We start from the raw sequence: 21,812 nt of genomic DNA, 5'->3' as shown, positions 1-21,812 counted from the left end.
GCCGGCGGCGGGAGAATCCACGCCGATCACGAGGAGACGATCATGTCCGCTCAGCAGGCCGCGCCGCACACCAGCCTCGGCCCGTTCTCGTCGCCGGGCGCCACTGCGACGCCGTGGGAGGCGACGGAGTGGGCCCTGCGGCGGATCCAGAAGTACCACCTGTGCACGGTGCGCCGGGACGGCCGGCCCCACGTGACGCCGCTGCTGGCGATCTGGGCGCTCGGCGCGATGTGGTTCACCACCGGCGACAACGAGCAGAAAGCCAAGAACCTCAGTGCCAACCAGCGCTGCATTTTGACCACCGGGACCGACACGCTCACCGGCATGGACTACATCATCGAGGGCACCGCGAGCCTGGTCGCCGACCCGGCCACCCGGGAAGCCGCCGCGACCGCGTTCGAAGAGGCCTACGGCTGGCAGCTCACCCGGGAGGACGGCACCTGGTACCAGCTGGGCGACGCCGTCCGGACCGGCAACGTGCAGCTCTACCGGGTCCAGCCGGACAAGGGCTTCGCCTTCGCCACCGGTAGCGAGTCCTCCCAGACCCGCTACCGGTGGAGCTGACGGCCGCGGCGCCTCAGGCCGCTTCGGACAGGCCGGTCGGCTCGGGGATGGCCGGCTCGACCCCGGGCGGAACCTGGTACACGTAGGGTTCCCGGCTCCTCGCGGACGGCCCGAACAGCGACTTCCACAGCACCTTGAGCACGAACCCGGGCCGCTTGAGCGAATCGGGCGAGGCGATCAGGCCCGCCGCGGTGAAGTACTTGGCGGTGATGGAGCCGTCGTGGGTCGCGGCGATCTGGACCCGCTTGAGGAACCAGTTGCCGAACCGCACGCTGAACGGCCGCTCCCCCTGGACCCCGGGGAAGCTCAGGTCGACCGTGTTGGTCATGTCCCACGGCGCGTCGATCGCGTCACGGGCGAGGTCGCGGAAGTAGTCCTGCGGCACCGGGGCGGCCCCGCTGTGCAGGTGGTCCCGCATGGTCAGCGCGCACAGCGCCGCCACGGTCATCCCGCCGGCGTAGACCGGGTTGAAGCAGGTGACCGCGTCCCCGGTGACCAGCAGGCCGCCGGGGAACCGCGCCAGCTGCTCGTAGTGCCGGCGCAGCGTGGTCGGGAACCGGAACGCGACGGCCTCGTCGACCGGGTCGGCGTACCGGAGCGTGTTGTAGACATCCTTGGCCCCGAACGACTTCAGCCACTCGTAGAGGCCGTCCTGGTCGGTCGGCGGGTGATCGCCGAGCATGCCGTAGGTCGTCATCTCGAGCAGGCCGCGGTCGGTCTTGAAGAAGACGTGCCCGCGGGGCTGCGCCGGGAACGGGATCTGGTTGATGGCCACGTCGCCCGCGAACGGATCGGCCCCCTCGCGCAGCTTGAAATGCTGCGTGACGTACACCAAGTCGAGCTTCTTGCGCTCCTCCGCCGGCTTCTCGTACCCGAGTTCGGCGAGCCACACCGGGGTGCGCGACCCGCGGCCGGTCGCGTCGACCACGAGGTCGGCTTCGAGCACCCGCTCCTCCGGCGCACCGTGGGCCTGCACCCGGGCGCCGGTGACCCGGCTGCGGTCCGCCGTGGTCGCCAGGCCGAGGATGTCGTGCTGCTCGACGAACTCCACGTTCGGCAGCTGCTGGACGCGCTCCCGGATCTGGTACTCCATCTCCGGGCGCAGCACGCCCAGCGTGGTCAGGCCGCCGACCTGCTGCGCGAGGCGGTTGCCCTGGGCGTACCACCGGCACGTGCCGGACAGGTCGCCGCGGTGCGCGCCCTGGCGGACCAGCTCGTCCACGATCCCCGGGAAGAGCTCCTCCAGGATCTGCACCCCCCGGGCGAGCAGGCCGTTGGCCTGGTAGGTCTGCGGGCAGTGCTTCCGCGGGCCCCGCGTGCCCACCAGCACGTCGCGGTCCACGATCCGCACCTCGTCGTACGCCTCGGCGAGCACCCTCGCCGCGAACAGCCCGGCGATGCTGCCGCCGAGCACCACTGCGCGGGTCCCAACCTCTTCACTCATCTGTCGGTCACGTCCTCTGCACCTGGTAGGGATTTCACGGTCCGGCGGGCGCCGCCATCGGGATGGAGCTGGTCAGCCCGCCGTCGACGCCGAGGTCCTGGCCGGTGATGTACGCCGCGGCCGGGGAGAGCAAGAACGCCACCGCCGCGGCGACCTCCTCCGGGCGCCCGAGCCGGTCCAGCGGCACCATCGCCCGGATGCCGGCCTTAGCCTGCTCGGTCGGCGCGATCTCGTCGAGCATGTCCGTCCGGATGAAACCGGGGCTGACGGAGTTCACCCGGATCCCGCGCGGAGCGAGCTCGGAAGCGAGCGAGCGGGCCAGGTTGGTCGCGGCGGCCTTCGTCGCGGCGTACACCGAGGCGAAGCCCATTCCGCGGTGGGTGAGGCAGGTGCCGTTGAGCACGATGGACCCGCCGTCGTCGAACAGCGAAACGGCCTGTTGGACGGTGAAGAAGGCGCCTTTGACGTTGACCCCGAATACGCGGTCGAAATCGTCCTCGCGCACGTCCGAGCTCAACGCGGAAAAAGCAATTCCGGCGTTGACGAACGCACCGTCGAGCCGGCCGAACCGATTCCTGATCGCGGCCGTCAGCTCCTCGACGTCCTCGGTGCGGGAAACGTCCGCCGCCACGGCGAGCACCCGTTCACCCGCCGGGTCCAGTTCCTTGGCCGCGGCGTCCACGCGGTCGGCTCGCCGGCCGGCGAGCACGACGGACGCCCCGGACCCGACGAGCACGCGGGCGGTGGCCAAGCCGATCCCGCTGCCGCCGCCGGTGATGAGCACGGTCTTGCCCTCGAATTCAGCCATGGCGCCAGTTTCACGCAGGACCGCACCGCCTGACGTCTTCCGCGTTGCCGACCCCGGGCGGAGCACGGACCGCCGTTCACGCCGCCTGCGTGCCGCCGGCGCCGGCGAGCTCCTGCTCGGTGAGGACGTCGAAATAGTCGCCGATCCACATGCCCTTCCCGGCGTCGACGCTGCGCAGGCCGGTCTCCTCGTACTCCGAGAGCCGGATGCAGCGGAAGTCGAAGCTCACCCGGCAGGCCCCGGTTTCGTTGATCTTGTTGCCGTGGCTCCAGTTCACCGCGTCGAACACGATCATCTCCCCTGGGGCGAGCGAAACCGGCGCGTAGTCGTGCTGCCCGAGCTCCTGCTCGATCCAGACCGAATTCGAGCCCCAGGTGGGGGTGACCGGCACCCAGAAGTTCACCTCCCGCTGCTTGTGGTTGTAGTCGCCGTCCGTGTGGAACTCGCCGACGGCGAGGTTGCCCGGGAGGTGGACCCGCACGGTCGGGACGCGCTGGAAGCAGAACTCGCCGGTGCCCAGGACCTTCGGGGCGACCGCCGCCACGAACCCGCGGTAGCGGCTCCGGATGTGCTCGTCGAACGCGGCGTAGAACTGCCGGTGGAACACCGTCGCCTGGTCGGTCTGCCAGGTCAGCACCTCCATCGGGGAATCGGCGTGCAGGGTCGAAAGATCGTCGACCCGGTATATTTCGCGAAACGCGGCGGCGAAATCGAACTTGCCCTGGTCGTACTGGTGCACAGTCGGTCGCATGGATTCCTCCATGGTTCGGGGCACAACGGATGTGCCCCGACGATAACCCGGTCCCGGCGGCGGGGATCGGGAAAACGGCAATTCCGCACCCGGCGAGAAGGGCCGGCCGAGCGCAGTTTTCGAGACGCGCGGCGGCGCCTGCGGCCACTACCGTGGGCTCGCCCACCCCGGGCCGGAGTCCGCTGTCGGGAAGAATCGCGTGGGAGTGCCATGAATGCGAAGTACGGCCGAAGCCCGTTGTGGGAGGCCAACAACCGGACGAACGTCGTCGAGCACGTCCCCGGGGACCTCGCGGCCTTCAAGTCCGGCGCGGTCAACTACAAGCTGGCGCTGTGGGATCCGCGCACGAACGGCGTGCGGTATCTCAAGGCGCTGATCTACCACCTCGCGTCCGGGCTCGGCGAGCGCGATCTGGCCCGGCTGCGCGCGATCCGCAACCGCGACGTCGGCGACCCCATCTCGGTCCGCTGCCACGGCGAAACCGTGTGCATGGACTACCTGCAGGCGGTGTTCGAACTCGGCTTCCTCGACCGCCACCTCGACCTGGGCGCGGCGGCGGTGCTGGAGATCGGCGCCGGCTACGGCCGCACCTGCCACGCGGTGCTGGCCAACCACGACGTCGCCTCCTACACCATCGTGGACCTGCCGAACTCGCTCGCGCTCGCCGAGGACTACCTGCGGACGGTGCTCGAGGACCGGCAGTTCGCCAAGATCCGCTTCGTGCTCGCCGGCGCGGTGGAGGACCGGCTCGCCGGGCAGCGGTTCGACCTCTGCGTCAACATCGACTCCTTCGCCGAGATGGACGCGGCGACGGTGCGGGCCTATCTCGGGCTGGTCGCCCGGCACTGCCGGCACCTGTACGTGAACAACCCGGTCGGCAAGTACCTCGACAAGAGCCTGGACGACCACGCGCAGGGCGACGAGATCGTGCGGCTGGCGCTCGGGACCGGGCCGCTGCGGACGATCATCGACGTGCACGACAGCGAGGCGATCGCCGGCCAGCTCGCCGCGTTCGTCGAGGCCTATCGGCCCGACGAGGGCTGGGAACTCGTGGCCGAGGCACCGGCGGTGCCGTGGAGCTACTACCGGCAGGCACTGTACCGAGCCGGGTGAGGCCCGCCGGGGGCGCGCCGCCCGGCGCGCCCCCGGGGTTCACCAGGTGACCGGAAGCGCGTGCACGCCGTAGATCAGCATGTCCGTGCGGAGCGGGACCTGCTCGTCGGGCACCGCGAGGCGGAGGTCCGGGAAGCGCTCGACCAGCCGGGTGAAGCCGATCTGCAGCTCCACCCGGGCCAGCTGCTGGCCGAGGCACTGGTGGATGCCGTACCCGAACGCGAGGTGGTGCGTGCGCGGCCGGGTCACGTCGAACGACCCGGGGTTCTCCGCCAGCGCCGGATCCCGGTTCACCGTGGGCAGCGCGACGAGCACCGTCTGCCCGGCGCGGATGTGCGCCCCGCCGAGGCGCAGGTCCACCTTCGCGACCCGTGGCAGGCCGCTCGAACCGCCGACGATCGTCAGGTACCGCATCAGCTCCTCGACCGCTTGCGGCATCAGGCCGGGATCGTTCCGCAGCGCCTCCCACTGGTCGCGGTGGCGCAGCAGCGCGAAGGTGCCGAGGCCGAACATGTTGGCCGTCGTCTCGTGGCCGGCGATCAGCAGCAGGTTCGCGATGGTGACCAGCTCGGCGTCGGCCAGCTCGCTGTTCGCGATCAGCCCGGAGACCAAGTCGTCCCCGGGCGCGGCCCGCTTGGCGGCGACCAGCCGGCCCACGAATTCGCGCAGCTTCCCGTGCCCCGCGGCGACCTCCTGCGGGTCGGTGTCGAAGTGCAGGATCGCCTGGGCGACGTCCTGGAACTCGCCGCGATCGGCCTCCGGCACACCGAGCAGTTCGCAGATCGCCGTGGAGGAGACCGGAATCGCGAACTCGCGGACCAGGTCGCTGCCCGGCCCCGCCGCGGCGAGGGCGTCCAGGCGAGTGTCGACCAGTTCGCGGATCCGCGGCTCCAGCACCTTCATCCGCCGCACGGTGAACTGCCCGGTGAGCAGTTTCCGGTAGCGGGTGTGCTCCGGCGGGTCGGTGTTCACGAAGTCGCCCGGCGCCGAGACGACCTGCTTGAACTGCTCGTCCAGCCGCGGGTCCGCCATGGTGACGTTTCGGAGCTCCGAGCTCATCGCGTCGCCCGACAGCAGTTCCTTGGCGAGGGCGTGGCCGGTGACCAGCCACCCGGTCACGCCGCCGGCCAGCCGCAGCGGGCTGATCGGGGGAACACCGGCCAGCTCGTGCGGCGGGTCGAACAGGTTCTCCCGATGAGTGGGCAGGGTCAGCGGGTGCGGCACGACGGTCATCGAGGGCTCCCCAGAAAGCGGTTTCTTGATCGGATCCCGCCACCGTAAGCCGGACGGCCGTACTCGTTTCTCCCAAACGCACATCTTTCGGCGGCGTAGCCCGGGCGGGATCCATTGCGCACTCAGGAGGATGTGCCGCCCCGGCGGCGATCGGCATAGTTCGGTGCGGCGTCGGGCCCACTGTCCACCGAGGAATCGGAGCGCACCATGGCGAGCAGAACCCCGCGGCCGGTTCCCGCCGGGCTGCTCCGCTCGCCCGCCACCGCGGCCGGTCGGCGGCTGCTGGGCCTGCTCGACCGCCACCTGCCGCGGATCGCCGACACCGCAAGGGAAAACGATCGCACCGGCCGGTTCCCGACGGACATCTTCGAGGCCTTCGCCGAGGACGGCGTCCTCGGCGCCACCGCGCCGGCCGAGCTCGGCGGGCTCGGCGTCGACCGGCTCCACGACGTCGCGCTGGCGCTGGCCACGGTGGCCGCCGTGGACGCGTCCACCGCGCTGGCGCTGCACGTGCAGTTCAGCCGGGGCCTGACCCTGACCCACGACTGGCGGCACGGCGCGACCGCCACCGGCCGCGCGCTGGCGCGGAAGCTGTTGTCCGGCATGGGTGAAGGGACTTCGCTGATCTGCGGGACCGTCAAGGACCACCACTCCACTGTCACCACGCTGACTCCGGACGAGGCGGGCGGCTGGGTGCTGAACGGCCGCAAGACACTCGTCACCATGGCGACGGTGGCCACCGATTTCGTGGTCCACGCGCTCTGGCGGCGCGCCGACGGCGGCATCACGCTCACCACGCCGGTGGTGTCCAAGCACACGCCGGGGGTCAAGGTGCTCGAAACCGTTGCCGGCGTGGGGATGTGTGCCTCGGGCACCGTCGACGTGCTGTTCGAGGACTGCCCGGTCCCGGACGAGGACGTCATCGTGCGCGGGCAGGCGGGCGAGGGCACGGACGCGGCGCTCGCGGGCCAGACGGTCAGCTCCATCACCATGCTCGGGATCTACGCCGGGATCGCCGGCGCGGCGCGCGACCTCGCGGTCGGCCGGTACGCGGGCCACGCCGAGCCGCCCGCCGCGGTGCGCACGCTGATCGCCGGGATCGAAACCGATCTCTTCACGCTGCGGGCCGCGGTCACCGCGGCGCTCGCGGAGGCGGACGCGCGGACGACGGACCTCACCGGCGACCAGGAGGAGCGCGGCCGGGCCATGATGCTCCCGTTCCAGTGCGCGAAGGCCACGGTCAACCAGCTCGGCCCCAAGATCGTCAACGACAGCCTCATCGCGGTCGGCGGCATGTCCTATTCGGCCGCCCACCCCCTCTCCCGGCTCTACCGGGACGTGCGGGCCGGCGCGTTCATGCAGCCCTACACCCACCTCGACGCGGTCGAGTTCCTCAGCGCCCAGGCGCTGGGCCTGCGCCGGGACAACGACTACATCAGCGTGCGCGCCGGCCGGGACGGCGGCGCGCGGTGAACCGCCACCCGACGGAGGGAAAGCCGTTGACTACCAACGAGAACCGGGCGGCCCGGTCGGAGTGGGGGGCCGCGCTGTCCGGCTGCTCCGCCGGGGACCGGGTGGTCATCCGCCACCCCGGCGGTGAGCCGCTGGCCGCCCTGCTGATCGCGTGCCTGGAAGCGAATCTGGTGGCCGTGCCGGTCCACCCCCGCACCGACGACGACGAGCTCGCCGCGATCGCCGAGCGGGTCTCGGCCTCGCTCATCGTGGACGGCGAGTCCGGGACCACCGAACTCGCCGGCCGCCCGTCCCCCGAGGCGACCGGCCTGGCGCTGATCATCTTCACCTCAGGCTCCACCGGGCGGCCGAAGGGCGTGAAGCTCAGCCGCGACGCGGTACTCGGCAACGCGCGCAAAACCGCGCAGCTGCACCGGATCACCCCGGAGCGCCCGCACGGGACGTGCCTCCCGCTCTTCCACGTCAACGCGCTGGTGATGTCGTTGTACGGCACCTACCTCACCGGCAGCAGCCTCGTGCTCGACCAGTGGCGGACCCCGGAGGGCTACTTCGCCCTCCTGGACGCGAAGGGCGCGCGCACGGCCTCGATCGTGCCCGCCCTGCTCACCGAGCTGGTCGAGGCCGCCCCGCCGTGGCCGGGATCCCTCGACTACCTGATCAGCGCGGCCGCCCCGATCACCAGTGACCTCGCCGCGCGGTTCCACGAGCTGTACGGACCGCGGCTGCGCCAGGGTTTCGGCCTCACCGAGACGATCAACTTCAGCACCCTGATGCCGCTGCTCGACGACGCCGGGTTCGTGAAGCAGTACGTCGAGGCCAAGCCGCCCGCCGGGCTTCCCGTGCCGGGCACCGAACTGCGCATCGAGGACGGTGAGGTGTGGATCCGCTCGCCGGAGATGATGAGCGGGTACTGGGAAGACCCGGAAACCACCGCGAAGACGCTCGGCGCGGACGGCTGGCTGCGCTCCGGGGACCTCGGCGAGCTGCGGGACGGGTACCTCGTCCTGCACGGACGGCGGACCGAGCTGATCAACCGGGGCGGCGAGAAGTACTACCCGCTCGCGCTCGAAGGCCGCTGGCGCCGCGCCGGCCTCTCCGGCACGTTCGCCGCGGTGCCGGTCCCGGAACCCTCGCTGGGCACCGAGATCGGCCTCGTCCTGGACGGGCAGCCGGTCACCGCGGCCAAGGAGCTGGTGCTCGGCCGGGGCCCGCGGCCCGCGGCCGTCCAGTCCGGGGACTTCCTCGCCACCTCGACCGGCAAACCGCAGCGGACCCGGATGGGCAAACGGCTCGCGGTGAAGCGGGACAACGCGCAGCGGTACCCCGAACTGCTCGACTACGCCGCGAGCGCGGCCAGGGCCGTGCTGGCCGGCGCCCGGCCGGGAGGCGGCCGGGCCGCGGTCATCCACGACCAGGCCCGGGCGCTGGCCGGCGCGCGCCAGGGCGCGCCGGGCGGCCAGTCGTTCCCGCGCACCGCCGCGCACGACTGCCTCGACCTGCTGGTGGAGTCGTGGCCGGCGATCGCCGCCGGCTCGGCCACCGGGGACGATCTGATGCACGGGCACCGGGGCCTCTGGAAGCGGCTGATGACCGAGTGGCCGATGGTCAGCTACGCGGACGCCATGGTCGACGTGCTGCGGGCCGGGGACTTCCTGCGGGGCCGGGTGCTCGAACTCGGCTCCGGCGTGGGCAACACCTCCGTGCGCGTGGCCGGGCTGGTGGACGGCGAGTTCGTGTTCTCCGACCGGGTGGCCGGGCTCGTCGAGCGCGGCGGCTGGCCGGGACGCGGCGTGGTCTACGACCTCGACGACGCCGAGCCGCCCGCCGGCCTCGGCCGCTTCGACACCATCCTCGCCACCAACGTCCTGCACTGCGTCGCCGACAAGCGCAAGACGCTCGCGGCGCTGCGCTCGTCGCTGTCCGAGGGCGGCCGCCTCGTGCTGGCGGAAGGGGCCGGCACGACGGATCCGGCGGGCACGCCGTGGGCGCTGGACTTCCTGTTCTCGCTCTGGGACGGCTGGTGGGACCGGGGCGGGTTCGCCGACCGATGGGAGTGGTTGGCCTTGCTGGACTCCGCCGGCCTGCGCGAGCCCGGCTTTTCCGTGCTGCGGGCCGGAGAACATGACCTGGGGGGCGTCGTCTGGGCACGCGGCTGAAAGCCGGTCCGCCTGCCCCCGCCGTGAGAACGATCGATCAGGAGCGAAGGACCATGTCGGAAAAGATGAAGGTTTCGGCCGACCACGAAGACGAGTGGCGGCGGGTGGAAGAGCACGTCGACGGCGATTACAACCGGATGACCCCGGTCGTGCAGTTCCCGCCGGAGATCGCGCTCGCGATCGTCGAGGCGCTCACCGGCGTGGTGCGGGAGGGCCACCGCCAGGAGGCGCTGAGCCCGACCCCGGACGGGCAGATCCGGCGCGCCCAGCAGTTCGAAGAGGGCGACGTGTACATGCTGGAGGCGCCGTTCGAGGGCTACTTCGCCGACCGCTACCTGATGGACTTCTACGACGTCAAGGCGCGGGACATCTGCTCCCGCATGCACATGCACACCGGCCTGCGCTTCGTCCGGATGATGACCGGTCCCGGCACGACGATCCGGGTCTCCAGCCTGTCCCCCATCGAGGTGCTGGGCACGCCCAGCTGGACGGGCAAGCCGCTTCGGACGTTCGTGGACGAGCTCGCGTCCGCCGACGATCCCGCCGCGGAGCCGCAGGTGCGGCACAACGCCATCGTCCCGCCCAACTCCTGGGTCGATCTCCAGGTCCCGCGCGGGGTGTCCCACCAGTTCAACGCGGTCGGCCCGAACGCCGTGATCGACTCGGTGCACCCCGAGGAGTCGATCGAGACGCTGCGTGAGGGCATGTCGGGCTACAAGATGATGGCGCAGACCATCTTCCTGGCGAAGACCAAGAGCCCCGCGGAAACCTGCCTGAGCACCCCGGGGGACACCGACCCGGACGTCCGGGCAAGCTGACGGCCCCCCATGTCGCGATCCCAGACCGTCACGCTGAACACCACCCTGACGCGGGCCCGGCTGCCGTCGCTGGCCGGGCTGCGCTGGGTGGCCGCGGTCGGCGTCTTCATGTACCACGCCACCGGCCCGTTCATGTTCCCCACCACCGTGTTCCCCGAGGCCGTCCCGTTCGCACTGCGCAACGTGGGCGGGTCCGGGCTGTCGTTCTTCTTCATCCTCACCGGTTTCCTGCTGACCTGGTCCGCGCGGCCGAAGGACACCAAGGGCCGGTTCTGGCTGCGGCGGTTCGTCCGGCTCTACCCCAACCACCTGATCACGCTGGCGATCATGGTGGTGCTGCTGGACTTCACGCACCTGCTGCCGTACCGGGCCCAGGCAACCGGGGTCTGGCAGTCGGTCCTGCTGGTGCACGCCTGGTCGCCGGACCCCTTCGTGATGATCGGCGCCAACGCGGTCAGCTGGTCGCTGTCGGTCGACGCGTTCTTCCTGCTGTTGTTCCCCTTCTGGCTGAAGCTGCTCAACCGGATCCGCCCGGACCGGCTGTGGTACTACGCGGCGGGCGTGTTCGGGCTGATGCTGCTCGTGCCGTTCATCGCCGCCCAGCTGCCGAGCCAGCCGATGCTGCCGGACGCGCTCATCGGGAGGCCGACCTCGGCGTGGCAGTGGTGGCTCGTCTACGACAGCCCGCTCACCCGGTGCCTCGAGTGCTTCCTGGGCAGCCTGGCCGCGCGGCTCCTGCTGCACGGCAAGCTCCCGGCCCTGCGGTTGCGGTACGTGCTGCCGGTGGTCGCCGGGGTGTACGCGTTCAGCATCTTCTTCCTGCCGATCAACTTCTACGGCATCGTCCTGGTGCTCGCCCCGCCGATGCTGCTGCTGACGGTCGCGCTGACCCAGGCGGACATCCGCGGGCAGCGCACGGTGCTGAACCACCCGGTGCTGGTGTGGCTGGGCGGCGTCTCCTACGCCTTCTACCTGTTGCACCGCATCGTGCTGGAGGTGTTCATCTCCGGGTTCGGGGCCAAGGTGCCCTGGACGATCCCGACCGCCATCGCCGCTCTGGTGGCCTTGCTGGGACTCACCACCGGGCTGGCCTACCTGCTGTACATCCTGGTGGAGCGGCCGATGCTGCGCCGGTTCTCCCCGCCCGACCCGACCGGGCGGCCGGACACCAAGGGGCAGTTCATCCCGGTGTCGGTCGACTACTCCCTCCGCCGGGCCGGCCCCGAGCACGTGCGCCGGCGCGACGCCTTGGGCGGAAAGGAGAATCCCGCCGCCTAGCCCGGTTGCCCGCGCAGACGTGACGGGCGGGGGCGCCGGTCGACCCCGCGCCCCCGCCCGTCCTTCCGCCGGGCGCACGACCACCCCCGACCGTTCCCCAGCCCGGCCTGTCCGGGCGATCCCACCCGTGGAGTGCCGATGACCACCGCGCACCGGACCTGTCCCATCTGCGACTCCGTCTGCGGCCTGAAGATCGACCTCGACCCGGCCGGCCGCGTCACGGGCGTGCGCGGTGACGCCGAGGACCCGTTCACCGCCGGCTACCTCTGCCCGAAGGGCGCCAGCCTCGGCGCCCTCGACGAGGACCCGGACCGGCTGCGCCACCCGATGGTCCGCGAAGGCGACGAGTGGCGCGAAGTCTCGTGGGACGAGGCGTTCGAAGCCGTCGAGCGCGGGATCACCGGCGTCCTCGAAAAGCACGGCCGGGACGCGGTCGCGGTCTACTTCGGCAACCCGACCTACCACACGATGGCCGGGTTCCTGTACCGCGTCCCGCTGATCCAGGCGCTGGCGTCGAAGAACGTGTACTCGTCCGGCACCATCGACCACATGCCCAAGCACGTCGCTTGCGCGCACCTCTACGGCGACCCGTTCGCCATCGCGGTGCCGGACGTCGACCGGACCGACTACCTGCTCATCCTCGGCGCGAACCCCATGGAATCGCACGGTTCCCTGTTCTGCGCGCCCGATATGCCCGCCCGGCTACGGGCTTTGCGCGAGCGCGGCGGCAAACTGGTGGTCGTCGACCCGCGCCGCACGCGCACGGCGAAGCACAGCGACGAGCACTTCTTCGTCCGGCCGGGCACGGATTCGGTGCTGCTGCTGGGAATCGTCCACACCCTGCTGCACGAAGACCTCGCCACGGTGACCCTCGACGTCGCCGGGCTCGACGAGCTCCGCGCGCTGGTCGAGGAGTTCTCGCCCGAGGCGGCGGAGCGGGTGTGCGGGGTGCCCGCCCGGGACATCGCCCGCCTCGCCCGCGAGCTGGCCGCGGCGCCGACCGCCGTCGTGTACTCCCGCATGGGCGGTTCGGTGGTGGAGTTCGGGACGATCACGCAGTGGCTGGTCGACGTGGTCAACGTCCTGACCGGCAACCTGGACCGCCCCGGTGGCCCCATGTTCGCGCGGACCGCCGCGCTCGAGGTGTTCCGCACCGGGCAGCCGTTCGAGTGGGACCGCTGGCGCAGCCGCGTCAAGGGCTTCCCCGAGGTGCTCGGCGAACTGCCGACGGCCGCGCTGCCCGACGAGATCGAGACACCCGGTGAGGGACGGGTCCGGGCGCTGCTCAACATCGGCGCCAACCAGGTGCTGGCGGCGCCCAACGGACCGCGGTTCGGCCGGGCGTTCGACGCCCTCGACTTCATGGTGTGCGTCGACCCGTACCTCAACGAGACCACCGAGCACGCCGACGTGATCCTGCCGCCGCCCCGCATCCTGCAGACGCCGCACTACGACTTCCTCATGCAGATCGTCATGGTGCGCAACTACGCCCGCTACTCCCCCGCGGCCCTGCCGCTCGAGCCGGACCAGCGGTCGGAGGCGGAGATCCTGGCGCGGCTGACGCTGATCGCGGCGGGCGCGGGCGCGGCCGCCCCTCCCGCCGGGGTGGACGAGACGGTCATCGGCCAGCTGCTCACCGGCGCCACGCAGATGCCCGGCTCCCCGGTGGAGGGGATGGACGTCGCCGTGCTGCGCGGCATGATCGAGGGCGAAGACGGTCCGGAGCGGATTCTGGACACCCTGCTGAAGTTCGGCCCCCACGGCCTCTCCCTGGCGAAGCTGAAGGAGCAGCCGCACGGCATCGACCTCGGCCCGCTCGAACCGCGCCTCGCCGAACTGCTGCGCACCCCGTCCGGCAAGGTCGAGCTCGCCCCGGCCCCGATCGTCGCCGACTTCGAACGGCTGCGCGCCCGGCTCGCCGCCCCGGTCCCGGAGGTGCTGCTGATCGGGCGGCGCCAGCTGCGGTCCAACAACAGCTGGCTGCACAACGTTTCCTCGCTCCGGGGCGGCAGCAACCGGTGCACGCTGCACGTCAACCCGTCGGACGTCAGCAGGCTGGGCCTGGGCGAGCGCGCGGTGGTGCGTTCGTCGGCCGGCGAGGTGATCGTGGACGTCGAGCCGACCGAGACGATCATGCCGGGCGTCGTGAGCCTCCCGCACGGCTGGGGCCACACCGGCCGAAGCCAGCGCGTCGCGGCTCGCGACCCGGGAGTCAGCGCGAACGTGCTGACCGACGAGCTCGTGGTGGACGTGCCGTCGGGCAACGCGGTCTTCAACGGCGTGCCCGTCACCGTGAGCCCGGCCGCCGCGTAACGAAAGCAGCCGACCGGTCCGTCCTGATAGGACACTCCGGGCCGCGCTGCGCCCGCGGAGCCCGGCCCCGCCTCCGCACCACGGGAGACGTGGCCGGGCGCCGGCCGGTGCGACCGTGGGATGAGCCGGTGCGGACCACCCCCGCACCCGCCCGCTGTTCCCACCCGAGCGCCATCCCCTCGTTCGCGCCGAAAGGATGCACCATGACCACCGGAGAGTCGCCCGCCGACCAGGCGGCCGTCGCAGCCGTCCCGCAGCAGCTGCTCGAGGCCTGGGCCCGCCACGACGCCGCGCCGATCGCCGACCTGTTCACCGAGGACGGCACGCTGATCCTGCCCGGGGTCTTCCGGCAGGGCCGTCAGGACATCAAGGACTACTTCAGCGAGGCGTTCGACGGCGACTACGCCGGCACCCAGGTCGTCGGAACGCCGATCGGGCTGCGGTTCCTCGGCCCCGACACCGCGTTGCTGCTCTCCTCGGGCGGTGTGCTGGCGGCCGGCGAGACCGAGGTGTCCGGCGCCCAGGCCATCCGGGCCTCCTGGCTCGTCGTCCGCGCCGAGGGCCGGTGGCGGCTCGCGGCCTACCAGAACACGCCCGCCGGGCAGACCCTGCCGAAGCCCGGCACGACCACGCCGGCACCGTGACCGGCGCCGTCCGCCGCGTGCCGCCGGGACCGCCGCGCCGGGCGGCCCCCGGGATCCTCCACAAGCTGCGCACGGACCGGCTCGGGCTGATGACCGAGGCGGTCCGCGAGTACGGCGACGCGGTGCGCGTGGCGATCGGGCCGAAGACGCTCTACATCTTCAACCACCCCGACCACGCCAAGCACGTGCTCGCCGACAACGCGGCCAACTACCACAAGGGCATCGGCTACACCGAGGCCAAGCGGGCGCTGGGCGACGGCCTGCTGACGTCGGAAGGCGCGTTGTGGAAGGAGCAGCGGCGCACCATCCAGCCGGTGTTCCAGCACAAGCGGATCGCCGCACGGGCCGGCGTGATCGTCGCCGAGGCGCTCGGCCTGGTCGAGCGCCTCGGCGCGCACCGCGACACCGGACGGCCGGTGGACGTGCTGTCCGAGGTCACCGCGCTCACCCTCGGCGTGCTCGGCAGCACGCTGCTGGACTCCGACCTCGACGCGTTCGACGGGGTCGAGCACTCGTTCCAGGCGGTCCAGGACCAGGCCATGTTCGAGATGGAGACCCTCGGCCTGGTGCCCCGGTGGCTGCCGCTGCCGGGCCAGCGGGCGTTCCGCTCGGCCCGCGACCACCTCGAGCGCGTGGTGGGCGTCCTGGTGGAGAACCGGAAGGCCCGCCCGTCCGCGACCGGCGACGACGTCCTCACCCGGCTCATCGCCTCGACCGCCGGGGAGGCCGACGAACGGGCCGCCGCGCGCCGCATGCGCGACGAGCTGGTGACCCTGCTGCTGGCCGGGCACGAGACGACGGCCAGCACCGTCGGCTGGACACTGCACCTGGTGAGCAGGCACCCGGACGTCCAGGACCGGCTGCACGAGGAGGCGGTCGCGGTCTACGGCGGGAACCGTCCCGGCTACGCGGATCTGAACCGGTTGCGCTACACGCACATGGTGCTGCAGGAGGCCATGCGGCTGTACCCGCCGGTGTGGATCCTGCCGCGCCGCGCGATCGCCGACGACGAGGTCGGCGGGTACCACGTGCCGGCCGGCGCGGAGGTGCTGATCTGCCCGTTCACCCTGCACCGGCACCCGCGCTACTGGCCGGAGCCCGACCGGTTCGACCCGGGCCGGTTCGACCCGGACGCGCCGGCGGACCGGCCGCGGTACGCGCACATCCCGTTCGGCGCCGGTCCCCGGTTCTGCGTGGGCAACCACCTCGGGATGATGGAGGCCGCCTTCGTCATCTCGGCCCTGCTGCGGGACCTCCGGTTCGACACCGTGCCCGGCGCCGAGGTCACCCCCGAGCCGATGATGTCGCTGCGCCTCGGCGGCGGGCTCCCCCTCACCGTCCGCTCTTTCCCGGACGCCGGCCGGTTCGCGGCCTGAGCGCCCGACGTCTGAAAGCGAGTGCACACCATGAGCGAGCCGACGCAGGACGCCTGCCTCGAGCCGGAGCAGCACCCGAAGGCGGCGGAATTCGAGCGCCTTCGGGCCGCCATCGCCGACGAGCGGGTCCGCGCGCACTTCCCGTTCCGGTTCCTCGCGGCCAACGAGGCGTTCGCCCGCCTCGTGGACGCGGCCGCCTACGGGATCCTTTCCGCGGTCGGCGCGCTGCCGGGCCCGGGCGGGACCTCCGTCCGGCAGGCCAAGCAGGACCTGTCGATCCCTTGGCGCAAAACGGTTCCCCTGCACTTCTGCTACGAGAAGCTCGCGGACGCCGGGGTGCTCGCGCGGGAGAACGGCGGCTACGTCCCCGGCGCGGCGCCGGTCGCGGAGTTCGACGACGTCGCGGCCGAGCTCGCCGCCCGGGAACCGGGCGCCGCGGTCGCCGCCGACATCCTCCGGACGCTGGTGGACGAGGCGAAGCGGTTCTTCTCCGGCGAAGCGACCGGCGACGAGATCCTCTTCGCGCCCGACAAGCTGCCGTTGTGGCTGGAGTACTTCTCCAACGGAAACCTGTTGTACGCCATCAACAACAAGGTCGGGGCCGAGGCACTGGCCCGCCTGCTGCCACCGGCGGGCGGGGCGTTCGAGGTGCTCGAAATCGGCGGCGGCTGCGGCAGCGGCGCGGAAGAGGCGCTCCGCACGCTCGGCTCCGGCATCACCCGCTACCGGTTCACCGAGGTGGCGGAGACGTTCGCCCGGCACGGGGAGCGCGCGGCCGCCGCGGCCGCGGCCCCGGAGACGACCGTCGAGCCGGCTCGCCTCGACATGACGCTGCCGTGGGCGTCGCAGGGCGTCGAGCCGGGCACGTTCGACGCGGTGTACGCGGTCAACTGCTTCCACGTGGCGCCGGACCTCGACTTCGTCGTCGCGGAAGCGGTCAAGGCGCTGAAGCCGGGCGGGGCGGTCGTCGTGTCCGAGTGCGTGCGCCCGACGAAGCTCGCCCGGCCCATCCACGCCGAGATCATCTTCGACTTCCTCGACAGCTTCACCGACGTCATCACCGACCCCGTGAAGCGGCCGACCCACGGCTTCCTCACGCCGGCCGCGTGGCGCGCCACGTTCGAAGCGGCCGGCCTCACCGATGTGACCATCCTCCCCGACGTGGACGCCATCGCCGAGGAATACCCGGACTTCGTGGTGGGCGCCGTGATCGCCCGCGCGGACACGACCCGATAGGAGCCGCGCGTGGTCGCCGGTCTGGTCCGTTTCGCCGTGCGCAGGTCGCTGCGGGACACCCTGCACGTCCGGGTCGTGCCGCCGGGCCGGGCCCATGGCCTGGTCGCCGAGGTCTACCGGCAGGTCGAGCGGGACTTCGGCATGCTCGCCCCGCCGGTCGCGCTGCACTCGGCGGCGCCGGAGACGATGGCCGCGGCGTGGCTGGTGCTGCGGGAAACCCTGCTGGCGCAAGGACTCGCCGCCCGGGCGGCCAAGGAGGCGGTGGCCACCGGGGTCTCCGCGGCCAACAGCTGCCCGTACTGCGTCGACGTGCACGGGATGACCCTGGCCGCGATCGACGGCGACGGCTGGGAGCCGCTCGAGGCGTGGGCGCGCGCGTCGGCGAGCGGGGTGCCCGCGCCCGCGCCGCCGTTCCTGCCGGCGCAGGCGCCCGAGCTGATCGGCGTCGCGGTGGCGTTCCAGTACTACAACCGCGTGGTCAACGTGTTCCTGCCCGATTCGCCGTTCCCGGCGCACGTGCCGGAGTCCGCCAAACCGAGGGCCCGCCGTGTGCTCGGCAATGTACTGCGGCCCTCGGCGGCGGGCCCGCGGCCGGGCGCGTCGCTCGGACTGCTGCCGTCCGTCCCGGTGCCGGAAGACCTGGGCTGGGCGCGGGCGAACCCGGTCGTGGCCGACGCGTTCGCCCGCGCCTGCGCCGTGACCGAAGCCGCGGGTGCCCGGTCGGTGCCGCGGTCCGTCCGCGACCTCACGCACGGCCGGCTGGCCGCGTGGACGGGGCAGGCCCCGGGACTCAGCCGCGGCTGGCTCGACCAGGCGGTGGCCGGGCTCGCCCCGGCCGACCGCCCGGCGGGCCGGCTCGCCCTCGCGATCGCCTTGGCGTCCTACCAGGTCGACGACGGGCTGGTGAACGCCTTCCGCGCCACCGCCCCGGGCGACGACACGCTGATCGAGCTCGCGAGCTGGGCGAGCATGGCGGCCGCACGGAAGATCGGCAGCCGGCTGGCGGGGCGCGGCGCGGACCACCCGTGAGGCCGGGCGCGCACGAGCGCCCGCCCCGGACCGCCGGAACTCACCGCGGCATCGCAGACCGCCGCCAAGCGCCGGGGGTGCGGTCCCACAGCTCGCCGGCCCAGGGCGAACGCGCCGGACGCGGGGATCCCCGGGGCCGTGCGGCCGGGCACCGCGCCAGCACTGCCACCAGTGCGGCCAGGCCCGCGTCGTCCGGATTCCCCCGCAGCACCACCAGCGCGGCCAGGCCCACGTCGTCCGGACTTCCCCGCAGCACCACCAGTTCACCGGTCGCGACCACTGCTGGCGAGCTGGGCCAGCATGGCCGCCGCCCGGAACATCGGCAGCCGGCTGGCGGGGCGCGGCGTGGACCACCCGTGACGCCGGGCGCCCGGCCGCGATCGCCGGAACTCACCGCGGCATCGCAGACCGCCGCCAGGCGCCGGGGACACGACCCCACGGCTCGCCAGCCCATGCCGAACACGCCGACCGCGGGAATCCCCCGTGCCGCGCGGCCCGGCACCGCGCCAGCACCGCCACCAGCGCGGCCAGGCCCACGTCGTCCGGATTTCCCCGCAGCACCACCAGTTCACCGGTCTCGACCACTGTGGACCCTCCGCGGCCGGGGCGTCAGAGGGGCAGGTTGCCGTGCTTGCGGGCGGGCCCGGGCTTGCGCTTGTCCTGCAGCACGGCCAGCCCGCGGGCGATGGCGGCCCGGGTGTCGGCCGGGTCGATGACGTCGTCGACCAGGCCCCGCTCGGCCGCGTACTGCGGGTCGAGGTACTCCCGCGCGTACTGCGCGACGAGCCGGGCGCGCACCGCGTCCGGGTCCGCCGCGGCGGCGAGCTCACGGCGGTGCAGCACGTTCACCGCCCCCTCGGCGCCCATCACCGCGATCTCGTTCGTCGGCCAGGCCAGCGACAGGTCGCACCCGATGGACCGCGAGTCCATGACGATGTAGGCGCCGCCGTAGGCCTTGCGCACGATCACCTGGATCCGCGGCACCGTCGCCTCGCAGTAGGCGTGCAGCAGCTGCGCGCCGCTGCGGATGATGCCGGCCAGCTCCTGGTCGGCTCCGGGCAGGAAGCCGGGCACGTCGACCAGGCTGACCAGCGGGATGCCGAACGCGTCGCAGAACCGGACGAACCGCGCGGCCTTCTGGGCGGCGGGCCCGTCGAGCACCCCGGCCAGCACCGACGGCTGGTTGCCGACCAGCCCGACCACGCGGCCGTCCACGCGCGCCAGCGCGCACAGCACGTTGGCCGCCCAGCCCGCGTGCAGCTCGAAGAACTCCCCGTCGTCGGCGATCTCGGCGAACACCTCGCGCATGTCGTAGGGCCGGTTCGGCTCCGCCGGGACGAGGTCCGCCAGCCGCGGGCGGTGGTCGCGCGCGGCCCCGGTCGGCGCCGTCGCCGGCGGTGGGTCGAGGTAGTTCGACGGCAGCAGGGAGACCAGGTAGCGGACGTCGGCGAGGCAGTCCTGCTCGTCGTCGTGCACGACCGTGGCGACGCCTGAGCGCGTGCCGTGGACCTCGGCGCCGCCGAGCTCCTCGTGGCCGACCCGGCTGCCGGTCACCGCCTCGACCACGTCGGGGCCGGTCAGGTACATGCGCGCGGTACCGCGGACCATGAACGTGAAATCCGCCAGCGCCGGCGAGTACGCCGCGCCGCCCGCGCACGGCCCGAGGACCACGCTGATCTGGGGGACCACGCCGGAGGCGCCGACCTGGCGGCGGAAGATGCCGCCGTAGCCGTCCAGCGCGAGCACACCCTCCTGGATGCGCGCGCCGCCGCCGTCGTTCAGGCCGATCACCGGCGCGCCGTTCTCGACCGCGAGGTCGAGCACCTGGTGGATCTTCGCCGCGTGGGCCTCCCCCAGTGAGCCGCCGAAGAGCGTGAAGTCCTGTGCGTAGACGAAAACGCGCCGCCCGTCGATGGTGCCGGAGCCGGTGACGACGCCGTCGGTGTGCGGCCGGTCCCCGGCCAGTCCGGGCGTGGCCGGCCGGTGCCGCCGGTACGGCCCGAGCTCGACGAAGGACCCTCGGTCGAGCAGCAGCGCCAGCCGCTCGCGGGCGGTGAGCTTGTCGCGGGAGTGCTGGCGCCGCACCGCGTCGAGGTCCCCGTCGACGACGCGCTCGCGCAGTTCGCGCAACCGCTGCCGCAGCACCGGCATGCCCGCCGGCGGTGCGGGCACCCGGTCGGTCGCGCCGGCGAGCGCGATCACGCGGGCCTCTCCACCGTCGTCCGGCCGGGCGGGCCGGCGGCGCCCGGCGCGGGCCTCCGGCGGCACGGGCACCACGTCCGCGCCGTCGGCGCGCTGGGCACCGCGGCCCGGGGAACTGCTCACGCGGCGCCCCGCATCCGCTCCTGCAGGTCACGCTCGATCTCGGCCACGACCTCGGACCAGACCACACCGTGGTCGAGCCGCGGAACGGAGCGCGGGGGGATCCCGGTGGGAACGAGCCGCACGCGTCCCGCGCCGTCGTCGGGACGTTCTGCTTCACGGGAAGTCAAGGGTTGTCCTCCTCCGTCATCACGGGCCCAGGCTCGCCTGGGCGTCCGTCGTGCTTCCGGTCAAGCCGCCCGGGCCCGGCCCCGCACGTGGTGGTAGCCGCCGTCGTAGAAGACGAGGGCGCCCTCGCCGGCTTCCCGGGCGGCCGCGACCACGCGGCCCAGGAAGATGGAGTGGTCGCCGCCGTCGAGCACCTCGGCGACCTCGCACTCGAGCCAGGCCAGCGCGCCGGTGATCAGCGGCGCGCCGGTGCGCGCCCCCACCGTGCAGCCCACCGGTTCGAACTGGGCCATTCCGTCCGGCCGCCGCCAGTCGGTGAAGTACCGCGACAGGTGCTGCTGGCCGGACGCCAGGATGTTCGCCGCGAAGGAGCCCGCGGCGACGATCGACGAGTGCATCCGGGCCGCCCTGGACACGCAGCACAGCACCAGCGGCGGGTCCAGCGAAACCGACGTGAACGCGTTCGCCGTCATGCCGTGGGCGCCTTCGCCGCCGACGGTGAGGATCGTGACGCCGGTCGCGAACTGCGCCATCACCTGCCGCAGGGCCGGCTCCGGCGACGGGTCCCGGCGAGCCGGCGCGGACCGCCTCAGCGGTGTCCGCTCGGCGGGGCTCCCTCCTGCCTGGACCACTTCACGCCCCCTTGCCGTCGAGCACGGAGGCGGCCGAGTACGGCGCCAGCGCCTCCAGCAGCGCCTCGGGCACCCGTTCCGGCACGGTGGCGGAATTGGGCCCGCGCATGCACGCGATCCGCTGCCGCCCGCGCGCCACCGGCCGCTCACCGTCCGGGTGCAGGTGCACGTAGTCGAAGGTGAACTGCAGCTGGGTCTGGGTCAGCTCTTCCAGGCGCATCCGGATGGACAGCTCGTCGAAACCGGTGATCTCCGCGAAGAACTCGCACTCGACCTTCAGCGTGTAGAGCTTGAGGTCGCCGCGGATGTCCTCCAGCACCGCCGGAGCCCGCTCCACGAGGAACATCTCGCGGCAGCGCCCCTGCCATCGCACGTAGTTGACGTAGTAGACGTTGCCCACCATGTTGGTCTCTTCGAAGCCGACCGTGTGGCGGAGCTCGTAGTAGTCCGTCAT

General features: G+C 72.5%; 21 protein-coding genes. 11 read left to right on the top strand and 10 right to left on the bottom strand.

The features are described from left to right. Positions 1 to 42: 42 nt before the first annotated feature. Entirely contained in the window at positions 43 to 564 is a 522-nt protein-coding gene (locus OG371_RS36465; RefSeq protein WP_329060342.1) for a pyridoxamine 5'-phosphate oxidase family protein, read from the top strand. Between the two features lie 13 nt (positions 565 to 577). On the opposite strand, the gene OG371_RS36460 is transcribed toward OG371_RS36465, so the two are convergent. From OG371_RS36460 to OG371_RS36450, 3 genes are all read right to left on the bottom strand, one after another. Then, a complete protein-coding gene (locus OG371_RS36460; protein WP_329060340.1) occupies positions 578 to 2,008 on the bottom strand; it encodes an FAD-dependent oxidoreductase in 1,431 nt (476 codons plus the stop codon). A gap of 34 nt (positions 2,009 to 2,042) precedes the next feature. Continuing rightward, the gene (locus OG371_RS36455) at positions 2,043 to 2,816 is read right to left on the bottom strand and encodes an SDR family NAD(P)-dependent oxidoreductase (protein WP_329060338.1); all 774 of its coding nucleotides are present in this window, start codon (positions 2,814 to 2,816) and stop codon (positions 2,043 to 2,045) included. A 76-nt stretch (positions 2,817 to 2,892) separates the two neighbouring features. After that, positions 2,893 to 3,567, bottom strand: coding sequence for a hypothetical protein (locus OG371_RS36450; protein ID WP_329060336.1), 675 nt, complete (start codon positions 3,565 to 3,567; stop codon positions 2,893 to 2,895). Positions 3,568 to 3,777: 210 nt separating this feature from the next. Between OG371_RS36450 and OG371_RS36445 the strand changes: the two genes are divergently transcribed. Further along, positions 3,778 to 4,680, top strand: coding sequence for a putative sugar O-methyltransferase (locus OG371_RS36445; protein ID WP_329060334.1), 903 nt, complete (start codon positions 3,778 to 3,780; stop codon positions 4,678 to 4,680). 39 nt (positions 4,681 to 4,719) lie between these two features. On the opposite strand, the gene OG371_RS36440 is transcribed toward OG371_RS36445, so the two are convergent. Continuing rightward, positions 4,720 to 5,913: a cytochrome P450 gene (locus tag OG371_RS36440; protein ID WP_329060332.1), complete on the bottom strand. Its 1,194-nt coding sequence runs from the start codon at positions 5,911 to 5,913 to the stop codon at positions 4,720 to 4,722. 207 nt (positions 5,914 to 6,120) lie between these two features. Between OG371_RS36440 and OG371_RS36435 the strand changes: the two genes are divergently transcribed. From OG371_RS36435 to OG371_RS36395, 9 genes are all read left to right on the top strand, one after another. Next, entirely contained in the window at positions 6,121 to 7,386 is a 1,266-nt protein-coding gene (locus tag OG371_RS36435; protein WP_329060330.1) for an acyl-CoA dehydrogenase family protein, read from the top strand. Next, a complete protein-coding gene (locus OG371_RS36430; protein ID WP_329060328.1) occupies positions 7,383 to 9,542 on the top strand; it encodes an AMP-binding protein in 2,160 nt (719 codons plus the stop codon). Before OG371_RS36435 ends, OG371_RS36430 begins: the two co-directional genes overlap by 4 nt. Positions 9,543 to 9,595: 53 nt before the next feature. Then, positions 9,596 to 10,360: a hypothetical protein gene (locus tag OG371_RS36425; RefSeq protein ID WP_329060326.1), complete on the top strand. Its 765-nt coding sequence runs from the start codon at positions 9,596 to 9,598 to the stop codon at positions 10,358 to 10,360. 9 nt (positions 10,361 to 10,369) lie between these two features. Then, the gene (locus tag OG371_RS36420) at positions 10,370 to 11,638 is read left to right on the top strand and encodes an acyltransferase family protein (RefSeq protein ID WP_329060324.1); all 1,269 of its coding nucleotides are present in this window, start codon (positions 10,370 to 10,372) and stop codon (positions 11,636 to 11,638) included. A 138-nt stretch (positions 11,639 to 11,776) separates the two neighbouring features. Next, a complete protein-coding gene (locus OG371_RS36415) occupies positions 11,777 to 13,951 on the top strand; it encodes a molybdopterin-dependent oxidoreductase (protein ID WP_329060322.1) in 2,175 nt (724 codons plus the stop codon). Positions 13,952 to 14,154: 203 nt separating this feature from the next. Beyond that, complete coding sequence (locus OG371_RS36410; RefSeq protein ID WP_329060319.1) at positions 14,155 to 14,595, top strand: SgcJ/EcaC family oxidoreductase; 441 nt, start codon at positions 14,155 to 14,157, stop codon at positions 14,593 to 14,595. Further along, complete coding sequence (locus tag OG371_RS36405) at positions 14,592 to 15,971, top strand: cytochrome P450 (RefSeq protein WP_329060317.1); 1,380 nt, start codon at positions 14,592 to 14,594, stop codon at positions 15,969 to 15,971. The genes OG371_RS36410 and OG371_RS36405 overlap by 4 nt, the downstream gene beginning before the upstream one ends. A gap of 30 nt (positions 15,972 to 16,001) precedes the next feature. After that, on the top strand, positions 16,002 to 17,207 hold the full coding sequence (locus tag OG371_RS36400) for a class I SAM-dependent methyltransferase (RefSeq protein WP_329060315.1): 1,206 nt from the start codon (positions 16,002 to 16,004) through the stop codon (positions 17,205 to 17,207). A 9-nt stretch (positions 17,208 to 17,216) separates the two neighbouring features. Beyond that, a complete protein-coding gene (locus tag OG371_RS36395; protein ID WP_329060312.1) occupies positions 17,217 to 18,236 on the top strand; it encodes a carboxymuconolactone decarboxylase family protein in 1,020 nt (339 codons plus the stop codon). 40 nt (positions 18,237 to 18,276) lie between these two features. Here OG371_RS36395 and OG371_RS36390 read toward each other — a convergent pair whose 3' ends face one another. From OG371_RS36390 to OG371_RS36365, 6 genes are all read right to left on the bottom strand, one after another. Further along, on the bottom strand, positions 18,277 to 18,516 hold the full coding sequence (locus OG371_RS36390) for an acyl-CoA carboxylase subunit epsilon (RefSeq protein WP_329060309.1): 240 nt from the start codon (positions 18,514 to 18,516) through the stop codon (positions 18,277 to 18,279). 110 nt (positions 18,517 to 18,626) lie between these two features. Then, a complete protein-coding gene (locus OG371_RS36385; RefSeq protein ID WP_329073371.1) occupies positions 18,627 to 18,797 on the bottom strand; it encodes an acyl-CoA carboxylase epsilon subunit in 171 nt (56 codons plus the stop codon). A 48-nt stretch (positions 18,798 to 18,845) separates the two neighbouring features. Next, the gene (locus tag OG371_RS36380; protein ID WP_329073370.1) at positions 18,846 to 20,387 is read right to left on the bottom strand and encodes an acyl-CoA carboxylase subunit beta; all 1,542 of its coding nucleotides are present in this window, start codon (positions 20,385 to 20,387) and stop codon (positions 18,846 to 18,848) included. Positions 20,388 to 20,557: 170 nt separating this feature from the next. Next, the gene (locus OG371_RS36375; RefSeq protein WP_329060307.1) at positions 20,558 to 20,728 is read right to left on the bottom strand and encodes a DUF6222 family protein; all 171 of its coding nucleotides are present in this window, start codon (positions 20,726 to 20,728) and stop codon (positions 20,558 to 20,560) included. 60 nt (positions 20,729 to 20,788) lie between these two features. Further along, positions 20,789 to 21,358 (bottom strand): flavin reductase family protein, encoded by a 570-nt coding sequence (locus OG371_RS36370; protein WP_442876024.1) that lies wholly within the window; start codon positions 21,356 to 21,358, stop codon positions 20,789 to 20,791. Position 21,359: 1 nt separating this feature from the next. Beyond that, positions 21,360 to 21,812: an acyl-CoA thioesterase gene (locus OG371_RS36365; RefSeq protein ID WP_329060305.1), complete on the bottom strand. Its 453-nt coding sequence runs from the start codon at positions 21,810 to 21,812 to the stop codon at positions 21,360 to 21,362.

The organism is Amycolatopsis sp. NBC_01480 (assembly GCF_036227205.1).
GTDB lineage: Bacteria > Actinomycetota > Actinomycetes > Mycobacteriales > Pseudonocardiaceae > Amycolatopsis.
The sequence above is the reverse complement of the archived record's forward strand: the minus strand, read 5'-3'. Positions and strand labels throughout refer to the sequence as shown.